The sequence below is a fragment of the Streptomyces sp. NPDC050732 genome (assembly GCF_040654255.1).
GTDB lineage: Bacteria > Actinomycetota > Actinomycetes > Streptomycetales > Streptomycetaceae > Streptomyces.
The window spans coordinates 32,465-50,378 of sequence record NZ_JBFAHP010000039.1 but is presented as its reverse complement, the minus strand read 5'-3'; the positions used below and the strand labels follow the sequence as shown (position 1 = coordinate 50,378).

The 17,914-nt window shown below is 70.4% G+C and carries 21 protein-coding genes and 5 tRNA genes; 19 read left to right on the top strand and 7 right to left on the bottom strand.

Annotated elements, in window-relative coordinates; genetic code table 11:
• Positions 1-21: 21 nt before the first annotated feature.
• The 9 genes from AB0H82_RS29885 (at position 22) to AB0H82_RS29845 (ending at position 4,071) form a co-directional block, all read left to right on the top strand.
• Positions 22-222, top strand: a complete 201-nt coding sequence (locus tag AB0H82_RS29885) for a hypothetical protein (protein ID WP_362998163.1) — start codon at positions 22-24, stop codon at positions 220-222.
• A 78-nt stretch (positions 223-300) separates the two neighbouring features.
• Entirely contained in the window at positions 301-1,089 is a 789-nt protein-coding gene (locus AB0H82_RS29880; protein WP_362998161.1) for a fumarylacetoacetate hydrolase family protein, read from the top strand.
• Positions 1,082-2,560 carry a glutamate--tRNA ligase gene (gene gltX / locus AB0H82_RS29875; protein WP_362998159.1) on the top strand — a complete coding sequence of 493 codons (1,479 nt, stop codon included), beginning with the start codon at positions 1,082-1,084 and terminating at the stop codon, positions 2,558-2,560. The genes AB0H82_RS29880 and gltX overlap by 8 nt, the downstream gene beginning before the upstream one ends.
• Before the next feature lie 170 nt (positions 2,561-2,730).
• Positions 2,731-3,459: an HAD family hydrolase gene (locus AB0H82_RS29870; protein ID WP_362998157.1), complete on the top strand. Its 729-nt coding sequence runs from the start codon at positions 2,731-2,733 to the stop codon at positions 3,457-3,459.
• Positions 3,460-3,546: 87 nt separating this feature from the next.
• Positions 3,547-3,618 (top strand) — tRNA-Gln (locus tag AB0H82_RS29865).
• A 41-nt stretch (positions 3,619-3,659) separates the two neighbouring features.
• Positions 3,660-3,732: transfer RNA gene (locus AB0H82_RS29860), tRNA-Glu, on the top strand.
• A 62-nt stretch (positions 3,733-3,794) separates the two neighbouring features.
• Positions 3,795-3,867: transfer RNA gene (locus AB0H82_RS29855), tRNA-Glu, on the top strand.
• Positions 3,868-3,898: 31 nt separating this feature from the next.
• Positions 3,899-3,970 (top strand) — tRNA-Gln (locus tag AB0H82_RS29850).
• 28 nt (positions 3,971-3,998) lie between these two features.
• Positions 3,999-4,071: transfer RNA gene (locus AB0H82_RS29845), tRNA-Glu, on the top strand.
• A gap of 42 nt (positions 4,072-4,113) precedes the next feature.
• Here the strand turns inward: AB0H82_RS29845 and AB0H82_RS29840 are convergent.
• On the bottom strand, positions 4,114-4,770 hold the full coding sequence (locus AB0H82_RS29840; RefSeq protein ID WP_362998155.1) for a MerR family transcriptional regulator: 657 nt from the start codon (positions 4,768-4,770) through the stop codon (positions 4,114-4,116).
• Positions 4,771-4,903: 133 nt separating this feature from the next.
• Between AB0H82_RS29840 and AB0H82_RS29835 the strand changes: the two genes are divergently transcribed.
• Positions 4,904-5,362 carry a DUF4188 domain-containing protein gene (locus AB0H82_RS29835; RefSeq protein ID WP_362998221.1) on the top strand — a complete coding sequence of 153 codons (459 nt, stop codon included), beginning with the start codon at positions 4,904-4,906 and terminating at the stop codon, positions 5,360-5,362.
• A gap of 130 nt (positions 5,363-5,492) precedes the next feature.
• On the opposite strand, the gene ndgR is transcribed toward AB0H82_RS29835, so the two are convergent.
• Positions 5,493-6,209, bottom strand: coding sequence for an IclR family transcriptional regulator NdgR (gene ndgR / locus AB0H82_RS29830; RefSeq protein ID WP_058942291.1), 717 nt, complete (start codon positions 6,207-6,209; stop codon positions 5,493-5,495).
• A gap of 181 nt (positions 6,210-6,390) precedes the next feature.
• Between ndgR and leuC the strand changes: the two genes are divergently transcribed.
• From leuC to AB0H82_RS29810, 4 genes are all read left to right on the top strand, one after another.
• Positions 6,391-7,818, top strand: coding sequence for a 3-isopropylmalate dehydratase large subunit (gene leuC / locus AB0H82_RS29825; protein WP_362998153.1), 1,428 nt, complete (start codon positions 6,391-6,393; stop codon positions 7,816-7,818).
• Between the two features lie 2 nt (positions 7,819-7,820).
• On the top strand, positions 7,821-8,414 hold the full coding sequence (gene leuD, locus AB0H82_RS29820; RefSeq protein ID WP_362998151.1) for a 3-isopropylmalate dehydratase small subunit: 594 nt from the start codon (positions 7,821-7,823) through the stop codon (positions 8,412-8,414).
• Positions 8,415-8,662: 248 nt separating this feature from the next.
• Positions 8,663-8,899, top strand: a complete 237-nt coding sequence (locus AB0H82_RS29815) for a hypothetical protein (protein ID WP_362998149.1) — start codon at positions 8,663-8,665, stop codon at positions 8,897-8,899.
• 161 nt (positions 8,900-9,060) lie between these two features.
• Positions 9,061-9,771 (top strand): HU family DNA-binding protein, encoded by a 711-nt coding sequence (locus tag AB0H82_RS29810; protein WP_362998147.1) that lies wholly within the window; start codon positions 9,061-9,063, stop codon positions 9,769-9,771.
• Between the two features lie 116 nt (positions 9,772-9,887).
• Here the strand turns inward: AB0H82_RS29810 and AB0H82_RS29805 are convergent, their stop codons facing one another.
• Both AB0H82_RS29805 and cofC read right to left on the bottom strand, forming a co-directional pair.
• Positions 9,888-10,091: a hypothetical protein gene (locus AB0H82_RS29805; RefSeq protein WP_362998145.1), complete on the bottom strand. Its 204-nt coding sequence runs from the start codon at positions 10,089-10,091 to the stop codon at positions 9,888-9,890.
• 14 nt (positions 10,092-10,105) lie between these two features.
• A complete protein-coding gene (gene cofC / locus AB0H82_RS29800) occupies positions 10,106-10,741 on the bottom strand; it encodes a 2-phospho-L-lactate guanylyltransferase (RefSeq protein ID WP_362998219.1) in 636 nt (211 codons plus the stop codon).
• Between the two features lie 152 nt (positions 10,742-10,893).
• Here cofC and AB0H82_RS29795 point away from each other — a divergent pair, with 152 nt between their 5' ends.
• From AB0H82_RS29795 to AB0H82_RS29785, 3 genes are all read left to right on the top strand, one after another.
• Positions 10,894-11,679 carry a lysophospholipid acyltransferase family protein gene (locus tag AB0H82_RS29795; RefSeq protein ID WP_362998143.1) on the top strand — a complete coding sequence of 262 codons (786 nt, stop codon included), beginning with the start codon at positions 10,894-10,896 and terminating at the stop codon, positions 11,677-11,679.
• 83 nt (positions 11,680-11,762) lie between these two features.
• Positions 11,763-12,713, top strand: a complete 951-nt coding sequence (locus tag AB0H82_RS29790; protein ID WP_362998217.1) for an NAD(P)H-dependent glycerol-3-phosphate dehydrogenase — start codon at positions 11,763-11,765, stop codon at positions 12,711-12,713.
• 48 nt (positions 12,714-12,761) lie between these two features.
• The gene (locus AB0H82_RS29785; RefSeq protein WP_362998141.1) at positions 12,762-13,919 is read left to right on the top strand and encodes a D-alanine--D-alanine ligase family protein; all 1,158 of its coding nucleotides are present in this window, start codon (positions 12,762-12,764) and stop codon (positions 13,917-13,919) included.
• 3 nt (positions 13,920-13,922) lie between these two features.
• Here AB0H82_RS29785 and AB0H82_RS29780 read toward each other — a convergent pair whose 3' ends face one another.
• Complete coding sequence (locus tag AB0H82_RS29780; RefSeq protein WP_362998139.1) at positions 13,923-14,420, bottom strand: DUF3515 domain-containing protein; 498 nt, start codon at positions 14,418-14,420, stop codon at positions 13,923-13,925.
• Between the two features lie 20 nt (positions 14,421-14,440).
• Positions 14,441-14,674 carry an Lrp/AsnC ligand binding domain-containing protein gene (locus AB0H82_RS29775; RefSeq protein WP_016642988.1) on the bottom strand — a complete coding sequence of 78 codons (234 nt, stop codon included), beginning with the start codon at positions 14,672-14,674 and terminating at the stop codon, positions 14,441-14,443.
• A gap of 212 nt (positions 14,675-14,886) precedes the next feature.
• On the opposite strand from AB0H82_RS29775, the gene AB0H82_RS29770 reads away from it, so the two are divergent.
• Positions 14,887-15,855: a thiamine-phosphate kinase gene (locus AB0H82_RS29770; protein WP_362998137.1), complete on the top strand. Its 969-nt coding sequence runs from the start codon at positions 14,887-14,889 to the stop codon at positions 15,853-15,855.
• Positions 15,852-16,664 (top strand): bifunctional hydroxymethylpyrimidine kinase/phosphomethylpyrimidine kinase, encoded by an 813-nt coding sequence (thiD, locus tag AB0H82_RS29765; RefSeq protein ID WP_362998135.1) that lies wholly within the window; start codon positions 15,852-15,854, stop codon positions 16,662-16,664. The genes AB0H82_RS29770 and thiD overlap by 4 nt, the downstream gene beginning before the upstream one ends.
• Here thiD and AB0H82_RS29760 read toward each other — a convergent pair.
• The gene (locus AB0H82_RS29760; protein WP_362998134.1) at positions 16,637-17,911 is read right to left on the bottom strand and encodes an FAD-dependent monooxygenase; all 1,275 of its coding nucleotides are present in this window, start codon (positions 17,909-17,911) and stop codon (positions 16,637-16,639) included. The two genes, thiD and AB0H82_RS29760, sit on opposite strands and share 28 nt — an antisense overlap.
• Between the last annotated feature and the right edge of the window lie 3 nt (positions 17,912-17,914).

Genomic DNA, 17,914 nt, shown 5'->3' with positions numbered 1-17,914 from the left:
CCGACAAGGTCCGAACAGCAGATGAAGACTGTGAAGTCGACGATGTTCCGCAACATAGCCAACCCGCGCCGCACCACTCTCGCGCACCTCAAGGACGCGGACGACGTCCAGGCCGCGCCCGAGCAGCCGGAGCACGCCGTCGAACTGCCGACGCAGACCGCCAACCCGAAGCGCACGATCCTGATGGACGCGCCGGAGCAGCCCGCCCCCGCAGCGGGTTAATACGGGAGGTCGGGCCCCCGTGCCGCGTTAGCCTGGAGTGTCAGACTCCACCCATTCCAGCAAGGGGCCAAGGCACACGTGCGCATCGCCAGGTTCTCCATCGACGGCAACGTCGCCTTCGGCGCGGTCGAGGGCGAAAGTCCCCCCGGAACGACCGATGGGCTCGTCCTCGACATCATCAAGGGCATCCCGTTCGCGGACTTCGAGCTCTCCGGCACGAAGGTCCCGCTGAGCAAGGTCAGGCTGCTGCCCCCGGTGCTCCCCAACAAGGTCGTGGGCATCGGCCGCAACTACGCGGACCACGCGGCGGAGCTCGGCAACGAGGTCCCGGACGTCCCGGTCGCCTTCTTCAAGCCGTCCACCTCGGTGGCGGGCCCCGGCGACGCCATCGTGTACCCGTCCTTCTCGCAGGAAGTGCACCACGAGGCCGAGCTGGCCGTGGTCATCGGCCGCATGTGCCGCGAGGTCCCGCGCGAGCGCGCCCGCGACGTCATCCTCGGCTACACCTGCGCGAACGACGTCACCGCGCGCGACGTGCAGAAGCGCGAGAAGCAGTGGGCCAGGGCCAAGGGCTTCGACACCGCCTGCCCGCTCGGCCCCTGGGTGGAGACCGACCTCGACCCCTCCGACCTCACCATCCAGTGCACGGTCAACGGCGAACAGCGCCAGCTGGGGCGTACGGCTGAGATGGTCCGCTCCGTCGAGGACCTGATCGTGCACATCTCCGAGGCCATGACGCTGCTCCCCGGCGACGTCATCCTCACGGGCACCCCGGCAGGCGTCGGGCCGCTCAACGTCGGCGACGAGGTCGCCGTCACCATCGAAGGCATCGGCACTCTCACCAACAAGGTGATCAAGCGTGGCTAACGCGACCCCCGTACGCGTACGGTTCTGTCCCTCGCCGACCGGCAACCCCCACGTGGGCCTGGTCCGCACCGCCCTCTTCAACTGGGCCTACGCCCGGCACAACGAGGGCACCCTGGTCTTCCGCATCGAGGACACCGACGCCGCGCGCGACTCCGAGGAGTCGTACGAGCAGCTCCTCGACTCGATGCGCTGGCTCGGCTTCGACTGGGACGAGGGCCCCGAGATCGGCGGCCCGCACGCGCCGTACCGCCAGTCGCAGCGCATGGACATCTACAAGGACGTCGCGGCCAAGCTCCTGGACGGCGGCTACGCCTACCCCTGCTACTGCACCACCGAGGAGCTGGACGCCCGCCGCGAGGCCGCCCGCGCCGCCGGCAAGCCGTCCGGTTACGACGGCCACTGCCGCGACCTCACCGCCGAGCAGAAGCAGGCGTACGAGACCGAGGGCCGCAGCCACATCGTCCGCTTCCGGATGCCGGACGAGGCCACCACCTTCACCGACCTGGTCCGCGGCGAGATCACCGTCCAGGCGGAGAACGTCACCGACTACGGCATCGTGCGTGCCAACGGGGCCCCGCTGTACACGCTGGTCAACCCGGTCGACGACGCGCTGATGGAGATCACCCACGTCCTGCGCGGCGAGGACCTGCTCTCCTCCACCCCGCGCCAGATCGCCCTCTACAAGGCGCTGATCGAGCTCGGCGTCGCGAAGGCGATCCCCGAGTTCGGCCACCTCCCGTACGTCATGGGCGAGGGCAACAAGAAGCTCTCCAAGCGCGACCCGCAGGCGTCCCTGAACCTCTACCGCGAGCGCGGCTTCCTCCCCGAGGGCCTGCTGAACTACCTGTCGCTCCTCGGCTGGTCGTTCTCCGCGGACCAGGACGTCTTCTCGATCTCCGACATGGTCGCGAAGTTCGACCTCGCGGACGTGAACGCGAACCCGGCCCGCTTCGACCTCAAGAAGGCCGAGGCGATCAACGCCGACCACATCCGCATGCTGGACGTGAAGACCTTCGCCGAGGCCTGCGAGCCCTGGCTGAAGGCCCCGCACGCCAACTGGGCGCCCGAGGACTTCGACGAGGCGGCCTGGGCGGCCATCGCGCCGCACGCCCAGACCCGCCTGAAGGTCCTCTCCGAGATCACGGCCAACGTCGACTTCCTCTTCCTCCCGGAGCCGGTCTTCGACGAGCCGAGCTGGACGAAGGCCATGAAGGAGGGCTCCGACGCCCTCCTGCGCACGGCCCGCGCCAAGCTGGAGGCGGCCGACTGGACCTCCCCCGAGTCCCTCAAGGAGGCCGTCCTGGCCGCCGGCGAGGAGCACGGCCTGAAGCTCGGCAAGGCCCAGGCCCCGGTCCGCGTGGCCGTCACCGGCCGCACGATCGGCCTGCCCCTCTTCGAGTCCCTGGAGATCCTGGGCAAGGAGAAGACCCTGACCCGCATTGACGCGGCCCTGGCGAAGCTCACCGCGTAACGGCGCATACGCAGCCGAAGGACCCGGAAGCCACCACGGCTCCCGGGTCCTTCGCATACGGTCGAAGCATGCCGATCAAAGCCGTGGTCTGGGACATCGACACTGCGTTCATCGGGGGATAACCCCCGAACCCCCAGCCGGGAGCGGCGACTGCGGCTACCGTCGGCCGTATGCCGATCAAAGCCGTGGTCTGGGACATCGACGACACCATCTTCGACTACGCGCGCGCCGACAGCGCCGGCATGCACGCGCATCTCACCGCCGAGGGACTCCTGGAGCGGTACGAGTCCGCCGAGCGGGCCCTCGGGCGGTGGCGGGAGCTCACCGAGCGGCACTGGGCCCGCTTCGGTGCCGGCGGGGTGACCTTCGAGGAGCAGCGCCGCGACCGGGTGCGGGACTTCCTCGACGCCCCCGGGCTGAGCGACACCGACGCCGACGCCTGGTTCGACCGTTACGTCGGTCACTACGAATCGGCCTGGTCCCTCTTCCCCGACACCGTCCCCACCCTGGACGCCCTCGCCGGCGACTACCGCCACGCGGTGCTCTCCAACTCCGCCCTGTTCGTCCAGGACCGCAAGCTGCGCCTCCTCGGCGTCCGCGACCGCTTCGAGGCCGTGCTGTGCGCCGCCGACCTGGGCGTCTCCAAGCCCGCCGCCGAGGCCTTCCTCGCGGTCTGCGCACACCTGGGCCTGGCGCCCGCCGAGATCGCCTATGTCGGCGACCAGCCGGAGATCGATGCCAGGGGCGCCAGGGACGCCGGCCTCGTCGGGATCTGGCTCGACCGCAGCGGCACGGCGGGGGACGGCCCGACCGGCGTACACCGCATCAGGGACCTCTCGGAGCTCCCCGCGCTGCTGCGTGCGGATACCCGTTTTGGAGCGCCGTCCACCTTCGGGTAATGTTCTTCCTGCGCCGCCCGAGAGGGCCGAAAGGTCCGGCCGGGAAGCGCAAGTCAAACAAAACCCCTTCCGGGGGTGGCGCTTTGATGGCCTATGGTGTAATTGGCAGCACGACGGTTTCTGGTTCCGTTAGTCTAGGTTCGAGTCCTGGTAGGCCAGCTCGCAGAGCTCATCTGCAACCTGTGGATCTCATCCACAATGCCCCCGTTGTGTAGCGGCCTAGCACGCCGCCCTCTCAAGGCGGTAGCGCCGGTTCGAATCCGGTCGGGGGTACAGATCCTTCCCGCGGGGACAGATCGGGTCGCACCCACTGTCACTGATGCAGGATCGCTAGGGCCCCCGTTGTGTAGCGGCCTAGCACGCCGCCCTCTCAAGGCGGTAGCGCCGGTTCGAATCCGGTCGGGGGTACTGTAGGTACTAGACATGGTCTAGACCACATTGGGCTATGGTGTAATTGGCAGCACGACGGTTTCTGGTTCCGTTAGTTTAGGTTCGAGTCCTGGTAGCCCAGCTGGATCGCGCAGAGATGCAAGATCCTCGCCCCCGTTGTGTAGCGGCCTAGCACGCCGCCCTCTCAAGGCGGTAGCGCCGGTTCGAATCCGGTCGGGGGTACAGAAACGGCAAGGGGCCTTCCCGTGAGGGAGGGCCCCTTCGTCATTCCTCCGTACGCCGCTGCCCGTAGCGGCTCGTGGACTCCTCCGCCTGCGCGATGCGGCGCAGGCTCAGCAGCACCGGCTCGTACAGCACCGTGAGCGCCACGGCCGCCTCCAGCTGCCGGTCGGGCGTCTCGTACCGCTCGATCAAGTCCAGGTCGGTCACGGCGAGTTGGCGTCCCGCGTGCGCGTAGGGCGCCAAGTCGTCGACGCCGCACGGGTATCCGAGCCGGGCCAGGGTGGCGACGGCGGTCACCAGCACCCGGTAGGCCGGCGAATCGTCCGGGCGGTCACGGGCGTGTTCCCAGTCGAGCCGTGCCAGCAGCAGGTCGACCGTGGCGCGCGCCTCCCGCGCCGCCGCGTCGTCCTCGTCCGCCTCCCGGCCGTGCGGCAGGGCCGAGACCGCCGTGCCCAGGCGGGAGTTGTGGTCGAGCGACTCGTCCTCCAGGGCGGTCAGGACCTCGCGCGCCGACGCGACCGGAACCCGCCCCACCTGGATCAGCGCACGCACCAGCCGGAGCCGCTGCAGATGCGCGTCGCCGTACTCGGCCTGCGTCGCCGTCACCCGGTGGCCGGGCGGCAGCAGCCCCTCGCGCAGGTAGTACTTGATCGTCGCCGTGGGGATCCCGCTGAGTCTGCTGAGCTCCGCCAGTTTCATCGGATGGTGCCCTCCTCTTGCGCCCCCCTTTGGGGAGTGGCACTATCCAAGCATGGATAGCGGAACTATCCAAAGCTTGGGCAGGGCTACAGGGAGGGGAAGCATCGTGAGCAGCAAGCCGATCGAAGGGCGCATGACCGCGGACGCGCAGGGAGGCGTCGTCGTCTTCCACATCGGGATGCGCATCAACAGCTTCCGCGCGGTGCGGAGCTGGTGGCCCATGGCCATGGCGATGCCGCGCATGCTCAAGGAACTGTCGCGGGACCGGGGGAGCGGACCGCTGGGGTACCGGCTGCTCATCGGCGGCCCGCGCCTGGTGTACATCGTCCAGTACTGGGAGTCGCAGGAGAAGCTGCTGGCGTACTCGGTCGCTCAGGGCAAGGAGCACCGGCCCGCGTGGGCGGCGTGGAACCGTCGCCTCAGGGAGGGCAGGGGCAAGGTCGGCTTCTGGCACGAGACGTACGTCGTGCCGGCCGGTGCCCATGAGGCGGTGTACGTCAACATGCCGGCGTTCGGCCTGGGCGGGGCCATCGGCGTCGTCCCGGTCGGCCGCCGCGGGGACCGGGCCGCCGACCGGCTGAAGGCGGCCTGAGGCCCCGCGGGAGAAGAGAAGAGGGGAACAGGGAAGCGCCGGAAGGGGCTGCCGCGGCGTTGGGGCGGTCCCTTCCGGCGCTGTGTGCGTGCGTCGGGTGTTCCTCGGCGCCGGGGGCGCCGGGTGAGCGTCAGCCGGAGCGGCGCAGGGCCTCGGAGAGGCGTCCCGCCGCGTCGATGACCGCCTGCGCGTGCATGCGGCCGGGGTGGCGGGTCAGGCGCTCGATCGGCCCGGAGACCGAGACGGCGGCCACCACGCGGTTCGAGGGACCGCGCACCGGCGCCGAGACGGACGCGACGCCCGGCTCGCGCTCGCCGATCGACTGGGCCCAGCCCCGGCGGCGTACGCCTGAAAGGGCCGTGGCCGTGAAGCGGGCGCCCTGGAGGCCGCGGTGCAGGCGCTCCGGCTCCTCCCAGGCCATCAGGATCTGGGCCGACGAGCCCGCTTTCATCGTGAGCGTCGAGCCGACGGGGACGGTGTCCCTGAGGCCCGAGAGGCGCTCGGCCGCGGCCACACAGATGCGCATGTCGCCCTGCCTGCGGTAGAGCTGCGCGCTCTCGCCCGTGACGTCGCGCAGGTGCGTGAGGACCGGGCCCGCGGTGGCGAGCAGGCGGTCCTCGCCCGCCGCCGCCGCGAGCTCCGCGAGGCGCGGGCCGAGGATGAAGCGGCCCTGCATGTCCCGGGCCACCATCCGGTGGTGTTCCAGTGCCACGGCCAGTCGGTGGGCCGTGGGTCGTGCGAGCCCGGTGGCCGCGACCAAGCCCGCGAGGGTGGCCGGACCGGACTCCAGAGCGCTCAGGACAAGGGCCGCCTTGTCCAGAACGCCTACGCCGCTAGAGTTGTCCATGCGTCGATACTCGCGTCTCACTCTGTGAAACGCAAGTTCAATTTTCTGCGAGACGCGCCACTCTGTACGAGCGATCCGCGGACCAACGGATTTCGCAGCCGACGTGCGGCACGAGGGGTACGCGCGTCGGCGAACAGATCTCTAGTGAGGCCGGCAGAAGCGGCCGGTCGGAGGGAAAGCGATGGGTAGGACACTCGCGGAGAAGGTCTGGGACGACCACGTCGTCCGGCGCGCCGAGGGCGAGCCCGACCTCCTCTACATCGATCTGCACCTGCTGCACGAGGTGACCAGCCCCCAGGCCTTCGACGGCCTCCGCCAGGCCGGCCGTCAGGTGCGGCGGCTCGACCTCACCATCGCCACCGAGGATCACAACACCCCGACCCTCGACATCGACAAGCCCATCGCCGACCCGGTCTCGCGGGCCCAGCTGGAGACGCTGCGCAAGAACTGCGCCGACTTCGGCGTGCGCCTGCACCCGCTGGGCGACGTCGAGCAGGGCGTCGTCCACGTGGTGGGACCGCAGCTGGGACTGACCCAGCCCGGCACCACCGTCGTCTGCGGCGACTCGCACACCTCCACCCACGGCGCGTTCGGCGCGCTGGCGTTCGGCATCGGCACCTCCCAGGTCGAGCACGTCCTCGCCACCCAGACGCTGCCGATGGCCCGCCCCAAGACCATGGCCATCACCGTCGACGGCGAACTGCCCGACGACGTCACGGCCAAGGACCTGATCCTCGCCGTCATCACGAAGATCGGCACCGGCGGCGGCCAGGGCTACATCCTGGAGTACCGCGGCTCCGCCATCGAGAAGCTCTCGATGGAGGCCCGCATGACCATCTGCAACATGTCCATCGAGGCGGGCGCCCGCGCCGGGATGATCGCCCCGGACGAGACCACCTTCGACTACATCAAGGGCCGCGCCCACGCGCCACAGGGCGAGGACTGGGACGCCGCGGTCGCGTACTGGAAGACGCTGAGGACCGACGACGACGCGGTCTTCGACGCCGAGGTGTACATCGACGCCACCTCGCTGGCGCCGTTCGTCACCTGGGGCACCAACCCGGGCCAGGGAGCGCCGCTTTCGGCGAACGTCCCCGACCCGGCTTCGTACGAAGACGCTTCGGAGCGCCACGCCGCCGAAAAGGCCCTGGAGTACATGGGGTTGACCGCGGGCCAGCCGCTGCGCGACATCAAGGTCGACACCGTCTTCGTAGGCTCCTGCACCAACGGCCGCATCGAGGACCTGCGCGCGGCCGCCTCCGTCGTCGAGGGCCGCAAAGTCGCCGACGGCGTGCGGATGCTGGTCGTCCCCGGCTCCGTCCGGGTCTCCCTGCAGGCCGTCGAGGAGGGCCTGGACAAGGTCTTCGTCGCCGCGGGGGCCGAATGGCGGCACGCGGGCTGCTCGATGTGTCTGGGCATGAACCCCGACCAACTGGCGCCCGGCGAGCGCTCGGCCTCCACCTCGAACCGCAACTTCGAAGGCAGGCAGGGCAAGGGCGGACGCACCCATCTGGTCTCCCCGCAGGTCGCCGCCGCCACCGCGGTCACCGGCCACCTCGCCTCGCCCGCCGACCTGTCCGACGCCCCCGTGACCGCCGGAGTCCGATAACCATGGAAGCATTCACCAAGCACACAGGCCGGGCCGTCCCGCTGCGCCGCAGCAACGTCGACACCGACCAGATCATCCCCGCCCACTGGCTCAAGAAGGTCACCAGGGACGGCTTCGAGGACGGGCTCTTCGAGGCCTGGCGCAAGGACCCCGAGTTCGTCCTCAACCGGCCCGAGCGGCAGGGCGCCACGGTCCTGGTCGCCGGACCCGACTTCGGCACCGGATCCTCCCGCGAGCACGCCGTGTGGGCGCTGCAGAACTTCGGCTTCAAGGCCGTCATCTCGTCCCGCTTCGCCGACATCTTCCGCGGCAACTCGCTGAAGAACGGCCTGCTCACCGTCGTGCTCGACCAGAAGGTCGTGGACGCGCTCCAGGAGCTGACGGAGCGGGACCCGCAGGCCGAGATCACCGTCGACCTGGAGGACCGCCAGGTCCGCGCCGAGGGTGTCACCGCCGACTTCGAACTCGACGAGAACGCCCGCTGGCGGCTCCTGAACGGTCTGGACGACATCAGCATCACGCTGCGGAACGAGCCGGACATCGCCGCGTACGAGACCGGACGCCCCTCGTACAAGCCGCGGACCGTGCGGGTCTGACAGCCCGCAACACCTCGCAACAGCCTGATGTACCCCCAATCGTGGACGGTTGGGGGTACATCTGTGTGCGCCTCCCGACAGGGGTCCGATGACCTGAACGGGTGGACTCAACTCCCTTGGCCGGGAAGGAAGAAGAGGCTGGAAATCCCCTTGCACTCGGCGCGACGGGGTACCCTCAGGAAGGCAGCGGACGGCGGCAGTTACCCCCTGCGGAGGCGACAACTCGCCCCAGATGGCACAATCGGTGCATGGGACGTGACAGCCAACTCGAGCTCTACGGGCTCGTCGCGGACCAACTGAAGGAAGCGCACTCCCGAGTGCGCGCACTGCAAGTCCCGGAGGGCGTACGGATGGCGCTGACCCGGAAGCTGCTGGTCATTACGGCCGCGGCCAAACACGATCTCGCCGATGCGGCAAGGCGTCTGGAGCGATTGATGGCGTCCCTCGACGAAGCAGACGAGGGCCGATTCCCCCAAGACCCCTGAGTCGCAGCCTCAACGGGCCTTCGGGGAACTCCGAGATGGGCCACTTCGTTGCGGCACAAGGGTGATTAGCCCGTTTCGTGTTTGATTTGCGGTATATATCTGCCTAACGTGCGAAAAAGCCGGAGTATTTCGCTCCCGGCAATGTCTCCGAAGGGGAAGACGTGAACAAGGCGCAGCTCGTAGAAGCGATTGCCGACAAGGTCGGAGGCCGCCAGCAGGCCGCCGACGCCGTCGACGCGGTCCTGGACGCCGTCGTCCGTGCCGTTGTCGGCGGGGACCGCGTTTCGGTCACCGGCTTCGGCTCGTTCGAGAAGGTCGACCGCCCGGCCCGTTACGCCCGCAACCCCCAGACCGGGGAGCGCGTGCGCGTCAAGAAGACCTCGGTGCCGCGCTTCCGCGCCGGTCAGGGCTTCAAGGACCTGGTGAGCGGCTCGAAGAAGCTCCCGAAGAACGATGTCGCGGTCAAGAAGGCGCCCAAGGGCAGCCTGACCGGCGGCGCTTCGGCGACGGTCAAGAAGGCCGCGGCCAAGAAGGCCACCACCGCCAAGAAGGCCACGCCGGCCGCCAAGAAGACCACGGCGACGGCGAAGAAGGCCACCGCGAAGAAGACGACGGCCACCGCCAAGAAGGCCACGGCGACCGCCAAGAAGGCGACGGCGAAGAAGACCGCCACGAAGGCGACGGCCAAGAAGGCCACGCCGGCGAAGAAGGCCACCGCCACTGCCAAGAAGGCCACGCCGGCCGCCAAGAAGACGACGGCGAAGAAGACCGCGCCCGCCGCCAAGAAGGCCACGGCGAAGAAGACCGCGCCCGCCAAGAAGGCCACGACGCGCAAGACGACCGCCAAGAAGACCACGGCCCGCAAGAAGTAGGGGCACGAGGGCACTCACGCGCCGGGCCGGGCTCCCACGGGGGAGCCCGGCCCGCGTCGTGCGTCCGTACGGCCCGGAACGCCCCTAGACACGTCCGCGGCACGTCCGCGCCGGGTTCAGAACGTCTGCAGCGTCACCAGGGTGATGCGGCGCGCGTCACCGTCGCCGTCCACCTCGATGCGCACGCGCTGCCCCGGCCGCAGCAGCCGCAGCCCGCCCGCGTCGAAGGCGGGCGCCTCGAAGGGCACGGGAGTCCCGTCGTCGAGCAGCACGCTGCCGCTGCGGGTCTCGGAGTCGTACGTGTACGCGGTCGCCTGCATGGAAAGCAGCGTACTCAGTCGGCGATGAGCAGGCGCGCCGCGGCCGCGGCGGTGCGCGGCCCCACGCCGAGTGCGAGGGCGGCCCGCAGGTCCTCTCCGGTGTCCACGTCCTGGCGTACGGAATCGACGCCGTCGAGCGCAAGTTCCACGGCCCCGGACGCCGAATGCCGGGCCCTTGAGGCCACCCCGAAAGCGGGACGCAATTGCGTTCCCGCCGTCGCGCACAGCAGCGTCGTCCCGATTCCTGCGGCATCCGGCATGAATGCGCGGGGAAATGCGGCGGCACTGCCGAGAGCACGGGCCAATTCCAATGGGCGCAGCGCCGGCAGGTCGGCGTTCAGGGCCGCGACGGCCGCGTCGGGCCGCTCGGCGCGCACCCGGGCCGCCCCGTGCGCCAGCGCGGCGTTCAGGCCCCCGCCGGGCTCGTCGGCGAGGACCCGGGCGCCCAGCGCGGCGAGCTCCCGGCCCGCCAGGGCGTCGTCCGTGACGACCGCCACATCCCGTACGGCCGGGCACGCCACCGCGGCGGCCACGGTGTCCTGCGCGAATGCCAGGGCGAGACCCGGGCGCAGACCGTCCCCGGAGGCGGCGGCGAGCCTGCTTTTGGCGCGCGCCAGCGATTTCAGGGGTATGACCAGGGTCCACTGCACGGGCGCTCCGTCCTTCACGTCGCGCCCATTGTGACCTGCCGACGGACGAGGGGCGGTGGCCGCAGACGGGTGGGCGTACGGTGTTCTCGACAGACCGGCAGCTCGGGGCGACACTTGTGCGGCCGACCAGGTTCATGGAGGAAGGTGTCCGAGTGTCCCGCCGCAGAATCGGCTTCTGGTACCGCCTTGCGGCGGTCATCGCTAAACCGCCGCTCGTGGTTCTGTTCAAGCGGGACTGGCGTGGAATGGAGCACATTCCCGCCGACGGTGGATTCATCACCGCGGTGAATCACAACTCGCATATCGACCCGTTCTCGTACGCACACTTCCAGTACAACACGGGGCGGGTGCCGCGATTCCTGGCAAAGGATGCCCTTTTCAAGGGTGGCTTTGTCGCCAAGGTGATGAAGGGCACGGGCCAGATCCCGGTCTACCGCGAGACCACGAACGCGCTCGACGCCTTCCGCGCCGCCGTCGACGCCATCGCGCGCGGCGAGTGCGTCGCCTTCTACCCCGAAGGCACCCTCACCCGGGACCCCGACATGTGGCCGATGACCGCCAAGTCCGGTGCCGCACGGGTCGCCCTGGAGACCAAGTGCCCGGTGATCCCCGTCGCGCAGTGGGGCGCCAACCTCGCTCTTCCGCCGTACAGCAAGAAGCCCGCCTTCTTCCCGCGCAAGACCCTCCAGGTGAAGGCCGGAGCGCCCGTCGACCTGTCGCGCTTCTACGACAAGGAGCCGACGCCCGAGGTGCTGCGCGAGGTGACCGAGACCATCATGGCCGCGATCACCGAACTCCTGGAGGACCTCCGGGGCGAGAAGGCCCCTGAGACGCCGTACGACCCGCGCAGGGCGCGGCAGGAACAACGACGCAAGGCGGCAGCGCGCCGCGGCGCCGCGCAGGGCACCACAGAGAGCACCTCGGAGGACAGCAAGTGACGAACCCCGTGACCCCCGTGAACGCGGCAGGGCCCGTGAAGGCCGCCGTCTTCGGAACGGGCTCCTGGGGCACGGCCTTCGGCATGGTGCTCGCCGACGCGGGCTGTGACGTCACCCTGTGGGGCCGCCGCGCCGAACTCGCCGACGCGGTCAACTCCACGCGGACCAACCCGGACTACCTCCCCGGCGTGCGGCTCCCGGAGAACCTGCGGGCGACCACCGACCCGGCCGAGGCCGCCGCGGGCGCCGACTTCACGGTCCTCGCCGTGCCGTCGCAGACCCTGCGCGCCAACCTCGCCGAGTGGGCGCCGCTGCTCGCCCCCGGGACCGTCCTCGTCTCCCTCATGAAGGGCGTCGAACTGGGCTCCGCCATGCGGATGAGCGAGGTCGTCGAGGACGTCACGAAGGTCCCCACGGACCGGATCGCCGTCGTCACGGGACCCAACCTCGCCCGTGAGATCGCCGCGCGGCAGCCCGCCGCCGCCGTGGTCGCCTGCCGGGACGAAGCCGTCGCGCAGCGCCTCCAGACGGCCTGCCACACGCCGTACTTCCGCCCGTACACGAACACCGACGTCGTCGGCTGCGAGCTCGGCGGCGCCGTGAAGAACGTCATCGGTCTCGCCGTGGGCATCGCGGACGGCATGGGCCTGGGCGACAACGCCAAGGGCTCCCTCATCACGCGGGGCCTCGCGGAGACCACCCGGCTCGGACTCGCCATGGGCGCCGACCCGCTGACGTTCTCCGGACTCGCGGGCCTCGGCGACCTGGTGGCCACCTGCTCCTCGCCGCTGTCGCGCAACCACACCTTCGGCACCAACCTCGGCAAGGGCATGACCCTGCAGGAGACCATCGCGGTCACCAAGCAGACCGCCGAGGGCGTCAAGTCCTGCGAGTCCGTGCTCGATCTGGCCCGCAGGCACGGCGTCGACATGCCCATCACGGAGACGGTCGTGGGCATCGTGCACGAGGGCACGCCCCCGGTGGTCGCCCTCAAGGACCTCATGTCGCGCAGCGCCAAGCCCGAGCGCCGCTGACGGGCGTCGCCTGACTACTCCGGGGCCAGCGGGTACTCTCAACGCGATATGAGCAGCGAGAACCTCCCCCAGAGCCCTGAGCAGCCGCTCCGCAAGCCGCGTGTGGCCGTCGTGTTCGGCGGCCGCAGCTCGGAGCACGGCATCTCCGTCGTCACGGCCGGCGCCGTACTGCGCGCGATCGACCGCTCCAAGTACGACGTCCTGCCGATCGGCATCACCACGGACGGCCGTTGGGCGCTGACCGCCGACGAGCCGGAGCGGATGGCCATCGCCGACCGCCGGATGCCGAACGTCGCCGAGATCGCCGACTCCGTAGAAGGCGGCGTCGTGCTCCCGGTCGACCCCGGCAACCGCGAGGTCGTCTACAGCGAGCCCGGCTCCGTGCCCAAGGCGCTCGGCGAGGTCGACGTCGTCTTCCCGATGCTGCACGGTCCCTACGGAGAGGACGGCACCCTCCAGGGCCTGCTCGAACTCTCCGGAGTGCCCTACGTGGGCTCCGGAGTCCTCGCCTCGGCCGTCGGCCAGGACAAGGACTACATGAAGCGGGTGTTCGCCTCCTTCGGGCTGAACGTCGGCCCGTACCTGGTGATCCGCCCGCGCGAGTGGCGGCAGGACGAGGCGGGCGCCCGGCAGCGCATCGCCGACTTCGCCGGCGAGCACGGCTGGCCGCTGTTCATCAAGCCCGCGCGCGCGGGCTCCTCCATCGGCATCACCAAGGTCGAGTCCTTCGAGGGCCTCGACGAGGCCATCGCCGAGGCGCAGCGCCACGACCCCAAGATCATCGTCGAGGCGCTGCTGCGCGGCCGCGAGATCGAGTGCGGCGTCCTGGAGTTCGAGGACGGCCCCCGCGCGAGCGTCCCCGCCGAGATCCCGCCGGTGCAGACGCACGACTACTACGACTTCGAGGCGAAGTACATCGACTCGACGCCCGGCATCGTGCCCGCGCCGCTGACGCCCGAGCAGACCGCGGAGATCCAGCGGCTCGCCGTCGAGGCGTTCGAGGCGGCGTCCTGCGAGGGCCTGGTGCGCGCGGACTTCTTCCTCACCGAGGACGGCCGGTTCGTGATCAACGAGATCAACACGATGCCGGGCTTCACGCCCATCTCGATGTACCCGCAGATGTGGGAGAAGAGCGGCGTCAGCTACCCGGAGCTCGTGGACCGCCTCATCCAGGCGGCCCTCAACCGCTCCACGGGCCTGCGCTAGCCGTCAGGCGATCCCCTTGGGGATCGTCTTCTTGATGGGGGCGGCGAAGTCCGTGAGCGGGCTCAGGCCGCCCCCCGCCCGCTCCGCGGGCAGCGTCACCTCCACGTAGGCGAGGCGCGCCCCGGTGGTGAAGGTGTACGAGCCGTCGTCGTGCTTCTGCAGCAGCCAGGCGACGCCGTTCACGTTCACGCTGTTCTGCTCGGCGTACGAGGGGTCGATCATCTCGGGGGGCCGCTCGACACCGCAGCGCAGTATGATCGCCGGGTCTCCCCACCCCGCGGTCAGCTCGGACCTCGGACCGGGGTCGGTCCGCCCGAGACCGTCGACCTTCTCCGGGAGCTTCTCGTGCAGGTCCCGGCAGAGTCCCGCGGCCTTCGCGGCCGGGGACGGAACCACCACTGACGCCTCGTCGTCCGAAGATGAGCAGGCCGCCGTCGTGATCAACAGGGCGAGGGCGGACGTTCCTGTGAGGCAGCGGCGCCGGAGACGGGGGAAGTTCACCGGGCCAGGGTAGACGGGGGCTACAAGTGCACGACCGGGCAGGTCAGGGTCCGAGTGATGCCATCCACTTGCTGGACCTTGGCGACCACCATGCGGCCGAGTTCGTCGACCGTGTCCGCCTGCGCGCGCACGATGACATCGTAGGGTCCGGTCACGTCCTCGGCCTGGATCACTCCCGGGATCTTGCCGATCAGCTCGGCGACGGTCGACGCCTTGCCGACCTCTGTTTGGATCAGGATGTACGCCTGTACCACGGAACCTCCAGGGCGGCCACGAGGATCATGTGGGGGGAGAAAGGGACGCCACGGTACCGCGTCGCCGCTCGTCACGGGGAGACCCGCGTGACCTGTGGCGTGCACATCGTGGTGGACGGACAGCAGAAGTCGACGGTCACGTCGACCGTACCGATGACAGAGACGGCTCGCGACCGGGGGCCGAGCAGCGTGAAAGGGCATGGTGAGACTCGGTGAAGGGATCCGTGGGCGAGTTGGGGGAGTTCGGGCTCATCAGAGAGCTCACCTCGCGGCTCACCACCACACCGGCCGTACGGCTCGGCCCGGGCGATGACGCCGCGGTCGTGTCCGCTCCGGACCGCAGGGTCGTGGCGAGCACCGACATCCTCCTGGAGGGGCGGCACTTCCGCCGCGACTGGTCCACGGCGTACGACGTGGGCCGCAAGGCCGCCGCACAGAACCTCGCCGACATCGCGGCCATGGGCGCCGTGCCGACCGCGCTGCTGCTCGGCCTCGTCGTGCCCGCGGAGCTCCCCGCGAGCTGGCCCACCGAACTGATGGACGGCCTCAGGGACGAGTGCCAGGTCGCGGGCGCGGCCGTGGTGGGCGGCGACGTCGTGCGCGGCGACACGATCACTGTCGCGATCACCGCGCTCGGCGATCTGCGCAACCACGAACCCGTCACACGCGCGGGCGCGCAGCCCGGTGACGTCGTCGCCGTGACGGGCTGGCTCGGCTGGTCCGCCGCCGGGCACGCGGTGCTCTCCCGCGGCTTCCGCTCACCGCGCGCCTTCGTGGAGGCCCACCGCAGGCCCGAACCGCCGTACCACGCGGGCCCCGCGGCCGCCGGCCTCGGCGCGACCTCCATGACGGACGTCAGCGACGGCCTCATCGCCGACCTCGGACACATCGCCGAGTCCAGCAAGGTACGCATCGACATCCGCTCCGGAGACGTCGACGTGCCCTCGCAGATGAACGACATCGGGCAGGCCGTCGGCGTCGACCCGCTGCAGTGGGTGCTCAACGGCGGTGAGGACCACGCGATCGTGGCGACGTTCCCGCCGGACGTGAAGCTGCCCGCCCGCTGGAAGGTCATCGGCGAGGTCCTCAACCCCTCCGCGCTGCCCCAGGTGACCGTGGACGGCGCCCCGTGGACCAGCAAGGGCTGGGACCACTTCGGGGACGACGGGGAGTCCGAGTGACCGGCCTGCCGAGGACGAGCGCCCCGCCGAGGGTCCTGACCGTCGCCGGGTCCGACTCGGGCGGCGGCGCGGGCATCCAGGCCGACCTGAAGACGATGCTCGCCCTCGGCACGCACGGCATGAGCGTCGTCACGGCCGTCACCGCGCAGAACTCCCTGGGCGTGCAGGGCTTCTGGGAGCTGCCGGTGGAGGCGGTGCGGGCCCAGTACCGCAGCGTCGTCGACGACATCGGCGTCCAGGCGGTGAAGACCGGCATGCTCGCCTCGGCCGAACTGGTCGAGGCGGTCGCCGACTTGCTCGCCGGCACGGACGCCCCCGCGGTCGTCGACCCGGTCGGCGTCTCCAAGCACGGCGACTCGCTGCTGGCGGTGTCCGCGCTGGACTCGGTGCGCACGAAACTGCTGCCGGTCGCCACGGTCGCGACCCCCAACCTCGACGAGGTCGCCCAACTCACCGGTGTCGTCGTCGACTCGGAGGACGGCCTGCGGCGCGCGGCCGCCGCCGTCCTCGCGTTCGGCCCGCAGTGGGTGCTCATCAAGGGCGGCCACCTCCGCGGCGACGCCGTGGACCTGCTGACCGACGGCTCCGAAGAGCACGTGCTGCGCGCCCCGCGCCACGACAACCGGCACACGCACGGCACGGGCTGCACCCTGGCCAGCGCGATCGCGGCGCAGCTGGCCAAGGGGCGCAGCGTCCCGGAGGCCGTCACGGCCGCCAAGGAGTACGTGACCGGGGCGATCGCCGCCGGGTTCGCCCTCGGCGGCGGGATCGGCCCGGTGGATCACGGCTGGCGGTCCACGGGGGCGTAGTCCTTGAGGACGAGGTCGCTCGCGGCCTTCTCCGTCAGCTTCTTGAAGAGGCCCGCCAGCAGCCGGGAGCCGAGCACGCGGTACGCACGGTCGCGGCTGCGGATCTTCTTCTCGGTCGGCGGGGCGAGGAAGGGCCCGGCGTTGTCCGCGCTCTTCTGGCAGCCCTTGGCGTAGTCGCGGATCTCCGCCTCGTACGCGGCGAAGCCGGCCCGGTGGTCGCCCCCGGCGGCCGCGAGCTCACCGGCCAGGACGTACGCGGACACCAGCGCCGTGCCCGTCCCGATGCCGCCCATCGTGGCGCCGTACCCCGCGTCGCCCAGGAGCACCACACGGCCCTTGGAGAGCCGGTCGACGTGGATCTGCGCGATGGCGTCGAAGTACAGGTCGTCGGCGCTCTCCAGGCCTTCCAGGGCCTTGGGGGCGTGCTTCCAGCCCATGCCCGCGAACCGGTCCGCCAGGATCTTCTTCTGCTGCGCGGTGTCGTGCCGGTCGTAGTCGAGCCGGTCGGACCTGAAGACCAGGCCGACGCCCGCCCTGTCCGGGGCACCGTCGTAATTGTTGATCACGACGGTGCGGCCGGGTTCGCTGTAGAGGCGGGCGGTGCGGTCGAGGCCGAGGTCGTTGGGGATGCCGAAGCCCGCCACGTAGTAGCCCAGGAAGCGCAGGTACCGGGACTCGTCGCCGAAGACCAGACGGCGGGTGTGCGAGTGCAGCCCGTCGGCGCCGACCACCAGGTCGAAACGGCGGGGCGCGCCGTGGTCGAAGGTCACGTCGACGCCTTCGGAGTCCTCCGTCAGCGTGGCGACGGAGTCTCCGAAGACGTACTCGACCCGGTCCGCGGTGCGCTCGTAGAGGATCTTGGAGAGGTCGCCGCGGAAGATCTCCACGTCGCCGCTCATGAAGAACGCGGGCAGGGCGACCCGCTCCGTGTCGTCGGCCTCCACGACGGTCTGGTGGCCCATGTGCGTCTGACGGCGGTGGACCTCGTCCCAGATGCCCATGCGCCGCAGCACGGTGCGGTGCACGTCACCCCGGAAGTCGACCGCGAAGCCGCCCTCGCGCAGGGCGGGCGCCTTCTCCACGACGGTGACCCGGGCTCCGTAGCGGGCCAGCCACAGGGCGAGCGCGGGGCCCGCGACACTGGCGCCCGAGATCAGGACGTCCAGGTGGGCGAGGCTGCGGGTGGCGACCCGGCGCGTGCTCTTCGCAGGGGCCGATTCGGTGTTCGTGGGCGTCGTGTGTGTCATGCC